17 protein-coding genes are annotated in these 14,385 nt (G+C 60.1%); 13 read left to right on the top strand and 4 right to left on the bottom strand.

Going from position 1 to position 14,385, the window contains the following annotated elements:
• Positions 1–21 precede the first annotated feature (21 nt).
• The 3 genes from LDB26_RS21035 (at position 22) to LDB26_RS21025 (ending at position 1,786) form a co-directional block, all read left to right on the top strand.
• Complete coding sequence (locus LDB26_RS21035) at positions 22–396, top strand: hypothetical protein (protein ID WP_257542492.1); 375 nt, start codon at positions 22–24, stop codon at positions 394–396.
• Positions 362–1,126, top strand: a complete 765-nt coding sequence (locus tag LDB26_RS21030; RefSeq protein WP_001389365.1) for an IS6-like element IS6100 family transposase — start codon at positions 362–364, stop codon at positions 1,124–1,126. Before LDB26_RS21035 ends, LDB26_RS21030 begins: the two co-directional genes overlap by 35 nt.
• Positions 1,127–1,249: 123 nt before the next feature.
• On the top strand, positions 1,250–1,786 hold the full coding sequence (locus tag LDB26_RS21025) for a hypothetical protein (RefSeq protein ID WP_257542490.1): 537 nt from the start codon (positions 1,250–1,252) through the stop codon (positions 1,784–1,786).
• A gap of 15 nt (positions 1,787–1,801) precedes the next feature.
• On the opposite strand, the gene LDB26_RS21020 is transcribed toward LDB26_RS21025, so the two are convergent.
• From LDB26_RS21020 to LDB26_RS21010, 3 genes are all read right to left on the bottom strand, one after another.
• On the bottom strand, positions 1,802–2,755 hold the full coding sequence (locus tag LDB26_RS21020; protein ID WP_257542488.1) for a GlxA family transcriptional regulator: 954 nt from the start codon (positions 2,753–2,755) through the stop codon (positions 1,802–1,804).
• A 181-nt stretch (positions 2,756–2,936) separates the two neighbouring features.
• A complete protein-coding gene (locus tag LDB26_RS21015; RefSeq protein WP_257542486.1) occupies positions 2,937–3,608 on the bottom strand; it encodes a fumarylacetoacetate hydrolase family protein in 672 nt (223 codons plus the stop codon).
• Positions 3,605–4,102 (bottom strand): TetR/AcrR family transcriptional regulator, encoded by a 498-nt coding sequence (locus LDB26_RS21010; RefSeq protein WP_257542484.1) that lies wholly within the window; start codon positions 4,100–4,102, stop codon positions 3,605–3,607. Before LDB26_RS21010 ends, LDB26_RS21015 begins: the two co-directional genes overlap by 4 nt.
• Positions 4,103–4,296: 194 nt before the next feature.
• Here LDB26_RS21010 and LDB26_RS21005 point away from each other — a divergent pair, with 194 nt between their 5' ends.
• The 9 genes from LDB26_RS21005 to LDB26_RS20965 all read left to right on the top strand — a co-directional run bounded on the left by LDB26_RS21005 (position 4,297) and on the right by LDB26_RS20965 (position 12,673).
• On the top strand, positions 4,297–4,959 hold the full coding sequence (locus LDB26_RS21005) for a TetR/AcrR family transcriptional regulator (RefSeq protein ID WP_087576322.1): 663 nt from the start codon (positions 4,297–4,299) through the stop codon (positions 4,957–4,959).
• Positions 4,960–5,138: 179 nt separating this feature from the next.
• Positions 5,139–6,287, top strand: a complete 1,149-nt coding sequence (locus tag LDB26_RS21000; protein WP_176392539.1) for an acyl-CoA dehydrogenase family protein — start codon at positions 5,139–5,141, stop codon at positions 6,285–6,287.
• 61 nt (positions 6,288–6,348) lie between these two features.
• A complete protein-coding gene (locus LDB26_RS20995; protein ID WP_257542481.1) occupies positions 6,349–6,528 on the top strand; it encodes a hypothetical protein in 180 nt (59 codons plus the stop codon).
• A 39-nt stretch (positions 6,529–6,567) separates the two neighbouring features.
• Entirely contained in the window at positions 6,568–7,332 is a 765-nt protein-coding gene (locus LDB26_RS20990) for an IS6-like element IS6100 family transposase (RefSeq protein WP_001389365.1), read from the top strand.
• A gap of 105 nt (positions 7,333–7,437) precedes the next feature.
• Positions 7,438–8,415, top strand: coding sequence for a fumarylacetoacetate hydrolase family protein (locus LDB26_RS20985; protein ID WP_054948483.1), 978 nt, complete (start codon positions 7,438–7,440; stop codon positions 8,413–8,415).
• Positions 8,416–8,454: 39 nt separating this feature from the next.
• Positions 8,455–9,726 (top strand): VOC family protein, encoded by a 1,272-nt coding sequence (locus LDB26_RS20980; protein ID WP_257542479.1) that lies wholly within the window; start codon positions 8,455–8,457, stop codon positions 9,724–9,726.
• Positions 9,727–9,785: 59 nt separating this feature from the next.
• Positions 9,786–10,670: an alpha/beta fold hydrolase gene (locus LDB26_RS20975; protein ID WP_257542477.1), complete on the top strand. Its 885-nt coding sequence runs from the start codon at positions 9,786–9,788 to the stop codon at positions 10,668–10,670.
• A gap of 26 nt (positions 10,671–10,696) precedes the next feature.
• Positions 10,697–11,485, top strand: coding sequence for an enoyl-CoA hydratase (locus LDB26_RS20970; protein ID WP_054948480.1), 789 nt, complete (start codon positions 10,697–10,699; stop codon positions 11,483–11,485).
• A 12-nt stretch (positions 11,486–11,497) separates the two neighbouring features.
• A complete protein-coding gene (locus tag LDB26_RS20965) occupies positions 11,498–12,673 on the top strand; it encodes a CaiB/BaiF CoA-transferase family protein (protein ID WP_257542475.1) in 1,176 nt (391 codons plus the stop codon).
• 64 nt (positions 12,674–12,737) lie between these two features.
• Here the strand turns inward: LDB26_RS20965 and LDB26_RS20960 are convergent, their stop codons facing one another.
• Positions 12,738–12,974 (bottom strand): DUF1330 domain-containing protein, encoded by a 237-nt coding sequence (locus LDB26_RS20960; RefSeq protein WP_054946245.1) that lies wholly within the window; start codon positions 12,972–12,974, stop codon positions 12,738–12,740.
• A gap of 141 nt (positions 12,975–13,115) precedes the next feature.
• Between LDB26_RS20960 and LDB26_RS20955 the strand changes: the two genes are divergently transcribed.
• The gene (locus tag LDB26_RS20955) at positions 13,116–14,312 is read left to right on the top strand and encodes an acyl-CoA dehydrogenase family protein (RefSeq protein ID WP_257542472.1); all 1,197 of its coding nucleotides are present in this window, start codon (positions 13,116–13,118) and stop codon (positions 14,310–14,312) included.
• The last annotated feature ends 73 nt before the right edge of the window (positions 14,313–14,385 follow it).

Below are 14,385 nucleotides of genomic sequence, written 5' to 3'. Positions count from 1 at the left end.
GTGCGGGCAAGGGGCTTGTGCATGAAAAGTTTACTAGAACAACTTCCGTCAATCGTCGCGGAAGGCAAGAAGGAAGCGGAGCGCGTCATAGAGCGTGCCGAGAGTAACTATCGCCTCGGGCTCCAAACGCGAGAGCTTGTTATTCCATCGAAAGATACAGATTGGAAGAACCTGTTTTCCGGAGTGAAAAACACTCCAACCGATCATGTCAGTCGATTGATTTACGGTGACAATCTTCTCGCGATTGCCGCGCTACTTGCTGGAACCGAAGAAAATGAATCGCTTAGAGGGAAAATAGACGGCTCTGTTGCAAAAATCGTGAAGCTTGAGCATGCTTGGCGGAGATTGGACGGACGGAACGATGACGGATTTCAAGTGGCGCCATTTCCAGGGTGATGTGATCCTGTGGGCGGTGCGCTGGTATTGTCGCTATCCGATCAGCTATCGCGACCTTGAGGAAATGCTGGCGGAACGCGGCATTTCGGTCGACCATACGACGATCTATCGCTGGGTCCAGTGCTACGCCCCGGAGATGGAGAAGCGGCTGCGCTGGTTCTGGCGGCGTGGCTTTGATCCGAGCTGGCGCCTGGATGAAACCTACGTCAAGGTGCGGGGCAAGTGGACCTACCTGTACCGGGCAGTCGACAAGCGGGGCGACACGATCGATTTCTACCTGTCGCCGACCCGCAGCGCCAAGGCAGCGAAGCGGTTCCTGGGCAAGGCCCTGCGAGGCCTGAAGCACTGGGAAAAGCCTGCCACGCTCAATACCGACAAAGCGCCGAGCTATGGTGCAGCGATCACCGAATTGAAGCGCGAAGGAAAGCTGGACCGGGAGACGGCCCACCGGCAGGTGAAGTATCTCAATAACGTGATCGAGGCCGATCACGGAAAGCTCAAGATACTGATCAAGCCGGTGCGCGGTTTCAAATCGATCCCCACGGCCTATGCCACGATCAAGGGATTCGAAGTCATGCGAGCCCTGCGCAAAGGACAGGCTCGCCCCTGGTGCCTGCAGCCCGGCATCAGGGGCGAGGTGCGCCTTGTGGAGAGAGCTTTTGGCATTGGGCCCTCGGCGCTGACGGAGGCCATGGGCATGCTCAACCACCATTTCGCAGCAGCCGCCTGATCGGCGCAGAGCGACAGCCTACCTCTGACTGCCGCCAATCTTTGCAACAGAGCCCATTGGGGCAGCGAAAGCAGGCGCGCGGCGAGTTACCCGGCCGTTCGCTGGGAACGGAACATCCGCTATGTGGCGGATCGCAAGATCGTCTCCAGCGCGGGCATCAGTGCCTCGATTCCAATCTCCATCGCGCTGGTCGAGGCGATTGCCGGCCATGATCGCGCTACCGCACTCGCGCGGGAGATCGGCGTCGCCGATTGGGGTTCGCGACACGACAGCGACGCCTTCCAGCTCCAGGGGAATGAAAAGCCTCGATCGATGGCGGACAAGATGGAGGGCGGAGACAGCATCGGCGTGCCCGTTACCGCCGGGATCGACGAAGTGGCGCTAGCGCTGACGGCCGAAGCCTATACGCATACGGGTCGCGGTCAGGCGGTCGCCATCGCCTCGAACCTCGAACCCGTGCGGACGCGGCACGGCCTCCTTATCATCCCCGATCGGATCGCAAACGCCGCGCCGCCGCTCGCCCACACTCTGCCGGCGATCCCGGACGGCCCTTCGGCACAAGCGCTGGACAAGGCGCTTGCCGCGATCGACGCCGAATATGGGCGCGCGGCGGCCTACTCCGCCGCTCGCGTGATGGAATATCCCGCCTTCGCGAAATAATCGACGCCCCCTCGCCTATTTCTGCCGATCCGCTGCTCTCGCCGAGCGGCGGATCGCTTGGGGCGGATATCCGAAGACGCGGATGAAGCTTTGCCGCATGCGATTGGGATCGGTGAAGCCGACTTCGCGGGCAATCACCTCCAGCGATTCGCGCCCATCCTCAACCCTGGGCCGGGCCGCCTCCGCCCTCAACCGATCCACGGCCTTGGCCGGCGTGATCCCGGTCGCCGCGAGAAATGCCCGTCCAAATTGCCGCACGCTGAGATTGGCGACATCCGCGAGCTTCTCCACGGGCAGCGGGTCGGCCAGATGCTCGCGCGCGAAGCTGAGCGCGTGGCGAATGCGGTCGGCATCCGGCTCATGTTCGAGAAGCGACGAATATTGGAGCTGCCCGCCCGGACGGCGATAATAGACGACCAGCGTCCGCGCGATCGACCGGGCGACCTCCTTGCCGAGATCCTCCTCGATCAGCGCGAGCGACATATCGATGCCCGCCGTGATCCCCGCCGAAGTCCAGATCCCGGAGTCGTTGATGTAGATGCGATCGCCGTCGACGCGAAGGCTGGGATATTGGGCCTGTAGCTTGGCCGCCCACTGCCAGTGCGTGGTCGCGGTCCGGCCGTCCAGCAGGCCCGTCGCCGCCAGCAAAAAAGCCCCGGTGCATACGCTGGCGGTGCGCCGCGCGCCGAGCGACGCGGATCGGACATAATCGATCAGGTCCGGCGCTATCGGCCCGGGGACGGCGCCCCCGCCGACGATGATCAAGCTATCCAGTGGATCCCGCACCACGGGTTCCGTGATCACGGTGAGCCCGGCCGCGCTCGCGACGGGGCCGCCGTCGATCGACATTACCGACGTGCGATAACTGCCCGGATTGCCATATTCCGCCCATTGGAAAGCCTCGAGCGGCCCGCTCAAGTCGAGCAGATCGAAGGACGGATAGACGAGAAATCCTATGTGCCGGGACATGGCTGCAATCATCGAATCATGACCTTTTCAGCCATGAAAAGCCGAACGCGACGCCCGATGTCAAGCTGGGCTGGCGCCACTGCCGGTCGATCGACGTGAAACAGGCGGCACATCGCTAAATGTGCCGCCTGTTATATGTCTTGAATTCAGGGATTGGAGGAACAATCCCGTCTGGTAGCTATCAGCAAATGCGGCTTTCCTGCCCGCCCAGATCGATCCCCGCACCCTCGTCGCGGATCGACAGGTTCAGCACATCACCGGGCTGGAGGAACTTCGCGCTTTTCTGCATTTCGGCGGTGAACTGCTCCCGCCGCGCCGCATCGTTCAGCAAATGCTCGCGCAATATGCCCATGATCGCCGGGCTGCCCTGAGCGATGACGCCGCCGGGGGTGCCCGTCAGGATCATGTCGCCCCGCCGAAGATCCATCAGCGAAGAAAGCTCTGCGACAGTATCGCCGGGCTTGTGGATGAATTGCGCCGACGATCCTGTCTGGCGCCGCTCGCCATTCAGGTCGAGCGTGATCGTCAGCGAGGTGAGCGCCGCGGCCACTTCGGAACGAGCGAGCAGATACAGAAGCGGCCCGGTCGGGCAGAAACCACGATAGCTCTTGCCGCGATACCACTGCATGAACCCCGCGCCGAACATCACGTCGCGCGCGGATACATCGTTGCACAAGGTGACGCCCGCGATGAAATCGCCGACATTGGCATCGGTGATGCTTTCAGCGGCAGAGACATCGCGGCGCAGCACCACGCCAATCTCTACTTCATAATCGAGCAATTCCACGCCAGCCGGTGTCTGGATGTCGTCATAAGGGCCGGAAAGCGAGGAGGATGCCTTGAGGAAAATCAAATTCTCCTTGCGCTCATGATGCCCCGCCTCGGCGGCAAAATGCGCTGGAAAAGGCGGGCAAGCACATTTTCCACCAGCCAGGCGAGCCGAGGGCTGCTCGGCAGATTCTCCTGCAGCATGAAATGGTGGAACTGCGGATGTTCGATCGTGAAACGCAGGAAGGTTTTATATTCTATCCGCACCCGCTCCATTGCCGGCATGTCAGCATCGTCGGGAATATGGAGATGCCAAATACCCTCCAGTTCGGCGAACAGGTCGAGCGCGACCGCCTTCCAGAGCGCGTCTTTCGATCCGAAATGATAGACTACGAGCTGCTGCTTGACGTCGGCGCGCGTCGCAATGTCGCGGGTGCTGGCGCCTTCGAAGCCCTTGGCGGCAAATTCGGAAAGTGCGGCGCTCAATATGCTCGCACGCGTGTCGACCGCCCGTTGCTGCTCCTTGCGCTGCCGTATCTTCGGCGCCGAAGCCTCCGCCTGCAATTCGCCAGTAGCCATTTCGCGAACACCCATCCCAAAGCCAATTCAAAAAGCTGAGGCGTTGATCAAATGCGCGTTTGTGGATCAACTGACTACCCCCTATTCGGCTTTCTGATGCAGGAAATCATTGCGCTGGCAGGCCAAGATATCCCATCGCCTGTCAGCGTGCACACTCCAACCCTCCATTTTCCGCGCCTTCACCAAGAGAGCCGATGACCACCATCATAAAAACCACAGCACGTCGCAGAGGCCGCCCGGCCGCCGATTCGGAACCAATTGCAGCGCGTGAAGTGTTCCTGGATGCCGCGTTGGAGGCCTTCGCCGACCTCGGCTATCATGGCGCATCGATACGGGAGCTTACCCGGCGACTCGATGTAAGCCACGGCCTGATCCATGCGAAATTCGGCTCCAAGCTGGATTTCTGGAAGGCATCGGTGGACCATGGGATGCAGCGCCTGGTCCAGCAAATCGAGAAAGCCGCCTTCACCGGCAACCCGGACGCAACTCCGGAGCAACGGTTGAAAGACGTGTTCGTCTCGCTCCTGATGGTGCTCGACCAGGCCCCAGCGATTTTGCGGATGATGAACCATGAGGGCATTCAGGAAAGCGAAAGGCTGGATTATATTATCAAGAGGTATATGTTGATCGGCACATTTCCGGGCGACATCATCATCGAGGAAGGTGTAAAGGCGGGCTTGTTCCGTAATGTGTCCAAGCCTGTCATATTTTTTCTGATCGCACACGGCGGCGGATCGATCTTCAGCTTGCGGGCACTGGCCTCCAATTTGGGAATCCCGCCACTCAAAACGAAAAAAGCTCGGCAATTGCAAGCTGAGGAAATCGCAGATACGCTGATCCGCGGTCTCCTTATATAGGCGCTGCGGATCCTCCCGGCCGGGAAAGGCGAGGCCGGATGGCGGAAATGACGCAGGTCGCCGAAATATTTATCCGTGACAAAACTTGTCAGTTGACAAATACAGTGGCTCGCAACGATAAGGGACGCCTGCCTTATTAAATGGCTCCTGAAAGCCAGCACGCGAAGGATTGGATGTCAATGGCAATTACCAAGCAGGAGCTTGTTGAGCGCGCACGCGCCATCGCTCCCGGCATCGCCGCTCGGGCCCAGCAGACCGAAGTGCAGCGCAAGCCACATGACGATAATATCAAGGAAATGGTCGATGCTGGCCTGATGCCGGTATTGCTGCCCAAGCGTTGGGGCGGCCATGAATTGGGCCTCGATGCCCATATGGAAATAGTCGAGGTCATCAGTTCGGCCTGCATGTCCACCGGCTGGATCGCCGGTTTCTACATGGGCCATCATTTTTTCGTCACCAAGTTCAGCGAGCGCGCTCAGGCGGACGTTTTTGCCGACGGCCCGACCTGCCTGCTGCCCGCAACGACCAACTCGCTGATGAAGGCCAAGAAAGTCACCGGCGGCTGGGAGATTTCGGGCCGCGCGACCTGGGGTTCCGGCATCATGCATGCCACATGGGCACTGGTCAGCGCCGACACTGACGACGGCCGGCGCGTATTCCTGATCCCCGCTTCGGACACGCGGTTCGATGACGTCTGGTTCATGAGCGGCATGGCCGGTACGGGCAGCAACGACATCGTGGTCGATGGCGCGTTCGTTCCCGAGCATCGCGGACTGCTGATGGAATCCTTCATGGCCGGTCCGACCGAAGGCTCGCGGATCCACGAAAATCCATTTTATTCGATGCCGCTCATGCCGTTTATCTACAATGAGATCGCCGGCTTCTTCAGCGGCGGACTCGCCGGGGCCGTTGATGCTTTCGAGACGACGATCAAGAAGCGGGTCATCACCCACAGCGAGCAGGCCACGCGGGAGCGGCCGCACAACCATATCCAGCTTGGCAGCGCCATCGCCAGTTCGATCGTCGCCAAGGAACTTGCGCGCAGCATCGTGCGGCAGACGATGCCGCTGATCGGCGGCGAGTTCGATCTGGAAACCCGCCTCCGCCTGAAGGCCCAGGCCGGTTTCCTCGCCGATCACTGCCGCCGGACGATCAACGAGATGATGAACCGGTCTGGCGCCACGAATTTCCAGTCCAGCGCACCATTGCAGCGCTTCTTTCGCGACGTGAACACCGTCGCCATCCACGCCTTCTGGGATTGGGAAGTGGCGTTCGAACAACTCGGCCGTCACCGCGTGGGCCTCGCGCCGAATAATCCACTGGTCTAATACTATTAGCCGCCCATCGAGCGGTGATCGGATAACAATAAGCCATTTTGGGGAGAGTAAAATGAACGTCAAATATTTTGCCGTAGCACTTCTTTCGACGAGCGCATTGGCGGGCACCGCATGGGCGCAGGAAACGCAGGACCAGCCAGCGGCGGCAACTGCCGCGGCGGCCGACGCCGGCGCTGCCGCATCCGACAGTGGCGACATCGTCGTCACGGCGGCTCTGTTGCAAAAATCGTGAAGCTTGAGCATGCTTGGCGGAGATTGGACGGACGGAACGATGACGGATTTCAAGTGGCGCCATTTCCAGGGTGATGTGATCCTGTGGGCGGTGCGCTGGTATTGTCGCTATCCGATCAGCTATCGCGACCTTGAGGAAATGCTGGCGGAACGCGGCATTTCGGTCGACCATACGACGATCTATCGCTGGGTCCAGTGCTACGCCCCGGAGATGGAGAAGCGGCTGCGCTGGTTCTGGCGGCGTGGCTTTGATCCGAGCTGGCGCCTGGATGAAACCTACGTCAAGGTGCGGGGCAAGTGGACCTACCTGTACCGGGCAGTCGACAAGCGGGGCGACACGATCGATTTCTACCTGTCGCCGACCCGCAGCGCCAAGGCAGCGAAGCGGTTCCTGGGCAAGGCCCTGCGAGGCCTGAAGCACTGGGAAAAGCCTGCCACGCTCAATACCGACAAAGCGCCGAGCTATGGTGCAGCGATCACCGAATTGAAGCGCGAAGGAAAGCTGGACCGGGAGACGGCCCACCGGCAGGTGAAGTATCTCAATAACGTGATCGAGGCCGATCACGGAAAGCTCAAGATACTGATCAAGCCGGTGCGCGGTTTCAAATCGATCCCCACGGCCTATGCCACGATCAAGGGATTCGAAGTCATGCGAGCCCTGCGCAAAGGACAGGCTCGCCCCTGGTGCCTGCAGCCCGGCATCAGGGGCGAGGTGCGCCTTGTGGAGAGAGCTTTTGGCATTGGGCCCTCGGCGCTGACGGAGGCCATGGGCATGCTCAACCACCATTTCGCAGCAGCCGCCTGATCGGCGCAGAGCGACAGCCTACCTCTGACTGCCGCCAATCTTTGCAACAGAGCCTTCGGAACCAATATTTACTACAAATTCTGATTTAATTCACGGAGACTATTCATGGCTGCTTTCGATGCGCCCTATAAGCTTGGAACTTTTTCCGCTGCAGGCTGCGCCCCCTTTCCCGGAGTGATCCTGGCTTCGGGGAAGGTTATCGCGCTATCGGCAATCGGCCGGATCGCCCGGCAGCCGCTCGTCGGCACTTCGGATTTGCTCGAATTCATTCAACATTGGGAATGGAACAACCCAATTCTATCGGCGGCTGTCGAGGGTATCGAGCAGGCGGCCGGGTCGCCCAACTTTGCGGATGTATCGTCCCTTCAGATCCATGTACCGTTCGTGCCCGGTAGCCTGGTTTGCGCCGTCGCCAACTATCGCAAGCATGTGGTGGATTTCTACGAGGATCCGGCCGAGCGCGCCATTTGGGAAGAGCGCATGGACGCCAAGGCGCGCAGCAACCTCTCTTTCGTGTTCAGCAAGCCGGTTTCGGCGGTGGTCGGTCCGCAAGCGGATGTCGCGATACCGGATGACGTCAAGATGCTCGACTGGGAAGTCGAACTGGTCGTAGTCATCGGAAAGGAAGCGCGCCGCGTGAATCGGGCCGATGCGCTGGGCTATGTCGCGGGATATACGGTTGGAAACGACCTGAGCGCGCGCGATTTCCTGGCGCGCGATGATCTTCAGCCGGGCATGCTGGATTTCTGCGGCAGCAAGGGCAATCCCGGTTTCAACCCGATCGGCCCGTTCATCGTGCCCGCGCAGTTTGTACCGGATCCGCAAAAACTTTCGCTTCGGCTGAGGTTGAACGGCGAGATCATGCAGGATGAAGGCTCGGAATTGATGATCGACAGCGTCGCGAAGCTGATCGAATATTCGTCGTCCCGCATGGTTTTGCGGCCGGGCGACATGATCATGACGGGTTCTCCTTCAGGCAACGCCAAATCGCATGACAACCGCTATCTGAGGGTTGGCGATATTGTCGAAGCCGAAGTCGACGGGATCGGGACGCAGCGCATCCGCTTCGTAGCCGAAAAATAAATAAGCGGCACAGCGTGCAGGAGTAAGCAGGAGATGGATATGGACAGGCCCGATCGCCCCGCTGGGCTCAATGAGGGTGAGGGCGGTGTTGCCGATGGGATGCATGATGTCGGCGGTATGCTGCTGCCGCGTCCTTTCCAGGTGGTGCGGATCGGCCATGTCGGCTTCAACGTTACGAAGATCGAGCAGACGCTCGACTTCTTCTGCAATCTTCTTGGATTCCACATTTCCGATACGATCGATTTGGGGGCGCTTCTTCCTCCCGAGGAGCGCCCGATCGACCGATCCGGCATAGCTTTTTTTCTGCGCCACGGCAGTGATCACCACTCCTTTGTGCTGTTTCCCGAAGCGGCGGCCAAGGTTGCGGCCCAGCAGCTTGGCGCATTCCCGATCGAGGTCACGGCAAACCAGATTTCCTGGCAGGTGGGCGGATTGCGCCAGGTGGTCGAGGGGAACGACTGGATGCAGGAGCATGGGCGCCGCGTCGTCTATTCGGGCAGGGATATTCCGGGTTCGAACTTCCATTTCTATACGCCCGATGACGAAGGCCATCTCAATGAAGTCTTCTATGGCATGGAGCAAATTGGGTGGAACGGCAAAAGCAAGCCCGGCGCGGTGCGCGATCTGATCGGCTATGCAGCACCACCGCCGATTCCGCATCGATCGGAGGCCGAGGAACTGCGCTTCATCGCTGACAACGGCATCGACCTCGATAGCGGCCTTCGAGCGACGCTGCCTGAGGCGGAAACCCATGACGTGGACGGCGTGTTGCTTGAGCGGCCTTTCAAGATCGTCAAGGTCGGCCCGCTTCGCCTGTTCGTGAAGGATGTCCAAAAGGCGCTGCATTTCTATCGCGACCTGCTGGGCCTGAAGATCACGGAGACGGTGAACTGGAACGGCCATATATGCGTCTTCCTGCGGGCCGGGCTCGAGCATCATTCGCTGGCGCTCTACCCGATCGAGCTGCGGGAGGTGCTGGGGCTGAACAAGAACACGACCGCGATGGCGCTCGGCATGCGGGTAGGCAGCTATTCGCAGCTTCGCGCCGCGATTGCCTATCTGTCAGAGCGCGGTGTCGAGATCAGGAAACTGCCGCCCGAATTGTTCCCGGGGATCGATTACAGCGCGCTGGCGATCAGCCCGTGCGGCCATGCGGTCCAGCTCCATTATTATATGGAGCAGCTCGGCTGGAACGGCGAGCCTTGCCCGCCCGAACTGCGGCGGCAGGTGGATAATGACCATTGGCCCGAAACGCTGGAGCCGCTGACGGATAGCTTTTTCGGCGAAACATTCTTCGGGCCGCTAGGCTAAAAGATATTGGCGACCGCCAGGCGCGGAAAAATATGCGTTATGTGTAGGGAGTAACAGTAATGCCGTTTGCCGACAGCTCGGGAGTTTCCCTTTATTATGAGGAAACCGGCACCGGATATCCGATCGTCTGGCTCCATGAATTCGCGGCCGATTTCAGGACGTGGGAAGGCCAGGTCAGGCATTTTTCGGGGCAATATCGCTGCATCACCTATAACGCACGGGGCTACCCCCCTTCGTCCGTGCCGGAGGATGGAGACGCCTACACGTTCGATCGCCAGCGGGATGATGTCCTGGCGATCATGGATCATCTGAAGATTGAAAAGGCCCATATCGTGGGGCTGAGCATGGGCGCCTATGCCGGCCTCCAGTTCGCGATGAGCTACCCGAACCGTGTAAGCGCGCTGTTTTTCGCGAGCGGCGGTTCCGGCGCGTCGCGCGAAGAGCGGGCGCAATATATGCGCGGCGCGGATCGCATGCTGAGCGAAGGCATGGAGGCTGGCGCCAGCGGCCTCGCAATGGGCGCGACGCGGATCCAGCTTCTCAACAAGGATGAGCGCGGCTGGAAAGAGTTTCGCCGTTACATGTCCGAACATTCGGCGCTTGGATCCGCGCTGACGCTCAAAAATTATCAGGCGTTGCGGCCGTCGCTCTATGAAAGCGAGGATGTTTTGCGGGCGCTCGATATTCCCGTTCTCCTCGCCTTGGGCGACGAGGATGATCCGGTGATCGAGGTGAATATCTATCTGAAGCGCACGCTTCCGCGCGCCGGTCTCTGGGTCTGCCCGAAAACCGGACATGGCCTCAATATCGAGGAGCCGGGCGCCTTCAATCAGATGGCCAGCCAGTTCTTCAGCACGGTGGAACGCGGCCATTGGCACCGGCGCGATCCGCGAGCAAGCTCCGCGCAATCGCTGTTCATGGGCGACAAGCACGGGCAACCATGATGGCGAGTGGAGTGGAGCGGGCCGCCATGAGCGATGATAAACTGCTGGTCGAGCGGGAAGGGCCGCTGGCCTGGATCACCTTCAACAACCCTGCGAAGCACAACGCCATATCGCTGGACATGTGGCGCGCGCTGGGCAGGGCATTGGAGGGGATCGCGCAGGATCGCGAGGTGCGATGCATTCTTCTGCGCGGCGCGGGCGAACGCGCTTTTGTGTCCGGCGCCGATATTTCGGAATTTGCCGGTCAGCGCCGATCGCCGAAGGACGTGGCGGCCTATGACGAGGCGGCGGACCATGCCCTGGGGCTGTTGCAATCGACGCCGCAGCCGAGCGTTGCGATGATTTCCGGCTATTGTTTTGGCGGCGGGGTGGCCATCGCCCTGTCCTGCGATATCCGGATTGCTGGTTCGGACGCGCTTTTTTCGGTGCCTGCCGCGCGATTGGGCCTGGGCTATGGATGGCTGGGCACGAGGAAGCTGCTCGACGTCGTCGGGCCCGCCTGGGCGGCCGACATGCTCTTCAGCGCCCGCCGCTACGGCGCGACGGAGGCGCTGGCGATGGGGCTGATTACCCAGTTTCATCCGGTGGCGGAATTACAGGCGCAGGTGGGCGCCTATGCATCGACGATCGCGGAAAATGCGCCGCTGACGATCCAGGCGGCCAAGACGATCATCAAGGAATTGAGCCGGCCGTCCGGCAACGCCGATCTGGCGCTGTGCGACCGGCTGGTCGCCGAATGTTTCGCGAGCGAGGATTATGCGGAAGGCGCGCAGGCATTCGCCGCCAAGCGCAAGCCGCGGTTCGTCGGTCGCTGATAAGGAATTGATATGACACAATTACCCCTCAGCCATCTCAAGGTCATCGACCTTTCGCGCGTTCGCGCCGGCCCGACCTGCGTGAAATTCTTTGGCGATTTCGGCGCCGATGTCATCAAGGTCGAGCGGACGGACGGCGAGGGCGATCCGATGGGCGATAACCGGCACTCGTCGGATTACGTCAACGCGCAACGCAACAAGCGTGGCATCACACTCGATCTGAAGCGACCGGAAGGCGTCGCCATACTCAAGCGGTTGGTCGAAACCGCCGATGTGCTGGTCGAGAATTTCCGCCCGGATGTGAAGCATCGCCTGGGCATTGATTATGAGGTGATGGCGGCGATCAATCCCCGTCTCGTCTATACGTCCATCTCGGCGTTCGGCGAGACGGGGCCTTATAGCAGCCGCCCGGGCTTCGATCTCATCGCGCAGGGCATGGGCGGGCTGATGGCGCTTACAGGCTATGCCGATCGGGGGCCAATGCGCGTCGGCATATCGCCGGCCGATCTGAGCGCCGGCATTTTCGCGGCGATGGGCACGATGATCGCGCTGCTGGAGCGGGGAGTGTCGGGCAAGGGACAGTGGGTCCAGACCAACCTCCTTTCGTCGCAGATCATGCTGCTCGATTATCAGGCAATGCGCTGGCTGATGGACAAGGTCGTTCCCATCCAGCGCGGCAATGATCACCCGCAGATCGTGCCGACTGGTGTATATCGGGCAAGTGACGGCTATTTCACGCTCTCGACCGTCGGAAACGACAGCTATTTCAGGCTCTGCCAGGCTATCGACGCGCCGGAATTAGCGACCGACCCGGATTTTCAGACAGCGGAAGGGCGTGAGCGGAACCGGGAGCGCATGAATGCGGCGATCGACAAGGCCACGGCGGCTCGGACGGTGAAGCAATGGGTGGACCTGCTGAACGCCGCCGGGGTGCCCGCCGGGCCGATCTACAAGCTTGATGAGATGTTTGCCGATCCGCAGGTCAAGGAAACCGGGATCGTGCAGACCATCGACCATCCCGCGCTTGGCCCTGTGGAAATATTGGGCCAGCCGATCAAGATGAGCCGCACGCCGCCGCAGTTTCGGCGCGCCCCTCCGGCGCTGGGCGAGCATACGGCGGATGTGCTGGAGGAAATCGGTTATACCAAGGAGGAAGTGGCTGCGTTGAGGAGCGGTGGTATCATCTGATTGGTTTCAGGTCGGTTTAAGCGGAGGTCGTGCAAGTATTGACCGACACGACCTCCAGTTCAGATTATTCCACACCTCCGAGCACGATTATTCTGGCCGTTGCCGCGCGATCTCGGAGTTCTTTGATCAGGCTGTATTCTTCCGACTGATAAAACTGCTCCGCTGTTTCAAAGCTGGGAAATTCGATGATGACAACTCTGGCCCACTCGCCTTCCAGTGCAACGCATGGTTCAGCCCGTGCAAGAAAGCGTCCACCGAATGCCTCGATGATCGGCGCGACCTTTTCGTGATATTCAGTCATAAGCACTGTATCTGTAACGGATGTTATCTCAGTAATCATATAGGCTGGCATAATGACTCCATTTCTTCAAGATTTGTCTATTGTTCATAAAACTGTGCAAGTGTAAAGGTATAACTATAGATATGATATGAGAGATATTATATGAAATCGATCATAGCATCAGAGTATCAAGTTTCAGATAGTCTCACAGCCGAGGCGTTGTATCAGGCGGCGCGCGATCTTGTTCCCGATATTCGTGCGCGTGCGCGGGCAATGGCGCAGGCGGGAAGGTTGGATGACGATCTGGTCGATCGCATAGGGCAGGCTGGCATCTTTGGAATGCAGGTGCCCAGGCGGTGGGGTGGTGCGGGCCTTGGGCTGCATGAAGCCCATAAAGTCATCGAGATATTGGCGAGCGGCGATTGCGCCACGGCCTGGGTTTCCGGCTTCTATATCCTGCACAATATGCTGCTGAGCCGCTATCCCGAGCATGTCCAGGAAGCGCTGTACAGTGAAGGCCCCTCGGTGCGGGCGGCGGCGGTCTGGGCGCCTCCGGGCAAGGTCAAAAAGGTTGACGGCGGCTATGAGCTAAGCGGCAGATGGCCCTATGCGAGCGGCGTATATCATGCGGATTTCGTCATGCTGCCCGGCTTGGTCGAGGAGGTTCCTTACTGGTTCATCGTGCCGGTCAAGCAAGTGACGATACTCAATGATTGGGACATGACGGCAATGGCCGGAACGGGCAGCGCGACCGTCACGACGGACTCGCTGTTCATCCCTGACGGCTGGGGTGCGCCCACCACCAAGCTCGTTTCAGCCACGGAGCATGGCGGCGCTGGCCATGACGAGGCGATCTATCGCTATAATTTTTCGGCATTCCTCATGATGACCCCGTCGATCGCGATCGGCGGACTGATGCACGCGGTCGAAATCGGCAGGGAAAAGCTGGATACGTCCAAGCCTTATGGCATTGCACGTATCAATCGCGCGCTTTCCCGTGTGCGGTGGGCGGATGCCTATCAGCGGTTGCGAACGATCCGGCTGATACGCGACGCATCGACCGACGAGATTATCGAGAATGGCGACGCCGGCGTCCCGGCTTCGCTGGAGAGCGAGGGCCGCATCGGGCTCGATACCATCTCGGTCGTGCATGGCGCGGCAAACGCGGCGCGACTGCGGATCGATGGGGCGGGCAGCAGTTCCTATCGTGGCGGCGATGCCCTCCCGCGGGTCGTGGCGGATCTCTCCATGATCGCCACCCACATTCTGGGTTACGACTATGACGTCCTCATGGAACGCAATGCGCGGTGGGTGTTGGGGCTGGGGCTTGGCCCGGAAGATGCGACCATCCGTCTGTAACGGCGCACGACGCCACCTAGCGATCGTGGGCAGAAATCGCTTGCCCAAGATGAAATATATTACGGATACTATA

This window comes from Sphingobium sp. CFD-1, assembly GCF_024611115.1.
In the GTDB taxonomy this organism is placed as follows: Bacteria; Pseudomonadota; Alphaproteobacteria; order Sphingomonadales; family Sphingomonadaceae; genus Sphingobium; species Sphingobium baderi_A.
This window is presented reverse-complemented; position numbering and strand designations above follow the sequence as displayed.

Excerpts from the sequence above, each read along its gene's own strand:
- LDB26_RS21035 (WP_257542492.1), top strand. The coding sequence starts at position 22 with ATGAAAAGTTTACTAGAACAACTTCCGTCAATCGTCGCGGAAGGCAAG.
- LDB26_RS21000 (WP_176392539.1), top strand. The coding sequence starts at position 5,139 with ATGGCAATTACCAAGCAGGAGCTTGTTGAGCGCGCACGCGCCATCGCT.
- LDB26_RS21005 (WP_087576322.1), top strand. The coding sequence starts at position 4,297 with ATGACCACCATCATAAAAACCACAGCACGTCGCAGAGGCCGCCCGGCC.
- LDB26_RS20990 (WP_001389365.1), top strand. The coding sequence starts at position 6,568 with ATGACGGATTTCAAGTGGCGCCATTTCCAGGGTGATGTGATCCTGTGG.
- LDB26_RS20955 (WP_257542472.1), top strand. The coding sequence starts at position 13,116 with ATGAAATCGATCATAGCATCAGAGTATCAAGTTTCAGATAGTCTCACA.
- LDB26_RS20995 (WP_257542481.1), top strand. The coding sequence starts at position 6,349 with ATGAACGTCAAATATTTTGCCGTAGCACTTCTTTCGACGAGCGCATTG.
- LDB26_RS21030 (WP_001389365.1), top strand. The coding sequence starts at position 362 with ATGACGGATTTCAAGTGGCGCCATTTCCAGGGTGATGTGATCCTGTGG.
- LDB26_RS20970 (WP_054948480.1), top strand. The coding sequence starts at position 10,697 with ATGAGCGATGATAAACTGCTGGTCGAGCGGGAAGGGCCGCTGGCCTGG.
- LDB26_RS20980 (WP_257542479.1), top strand. The coding sequence starts at position 8,455 with ATGGACAGGCCCGATCGCCCCGCTGGGCTCAATGAGGGTGAGGGCGGT.
- LDB26_RS20985 (WP_054948483.1), top strand. The coding sequence starts at position 7,438 with ATGGCTGCTTTCGATGCGCCCTATAAGCTTGGAACTTTTTCCGCTGCA.
- LDB26_RS20965 (WP_257542475.1), top strand. The coding sequence starts at position 11,498 with ATGACACAATTACCCCTCAGCCATCTCAAGGTCATCGACCTTTCGCGC.
- LDB26_RS21020 (WP_257542488.1), bottom strand. The coding sequence starts at position 2,755 with ATGTCCCGGCACATAGGATTTCTCGTCTATCCGTCCTTCGATCTGCTC.
- LDB26_RS20960 (WP_054946245.1), bottom strand. The coding sequence starts at position 12,974 with ATGACTGAATATCACGAAAAGGTCGCGCCGATCATCGAGGCATTCGGT.
- LDB26_RS20975 (WP_257542477.1), top strand. The coding sequence starts at position 9,786 with ATGCCGTTTGCCGACAGCTCGGGAGTTTCCCTTTATTATGAGGAAACC.
- LDB26_RS21010 (WP_257542484.1), bottom strand. The coding sequence starts at position 4,102 with ATGGCTACTGGCGAATTGCAGGCGGAGGCTTCGGCGCCGAAGATACGG.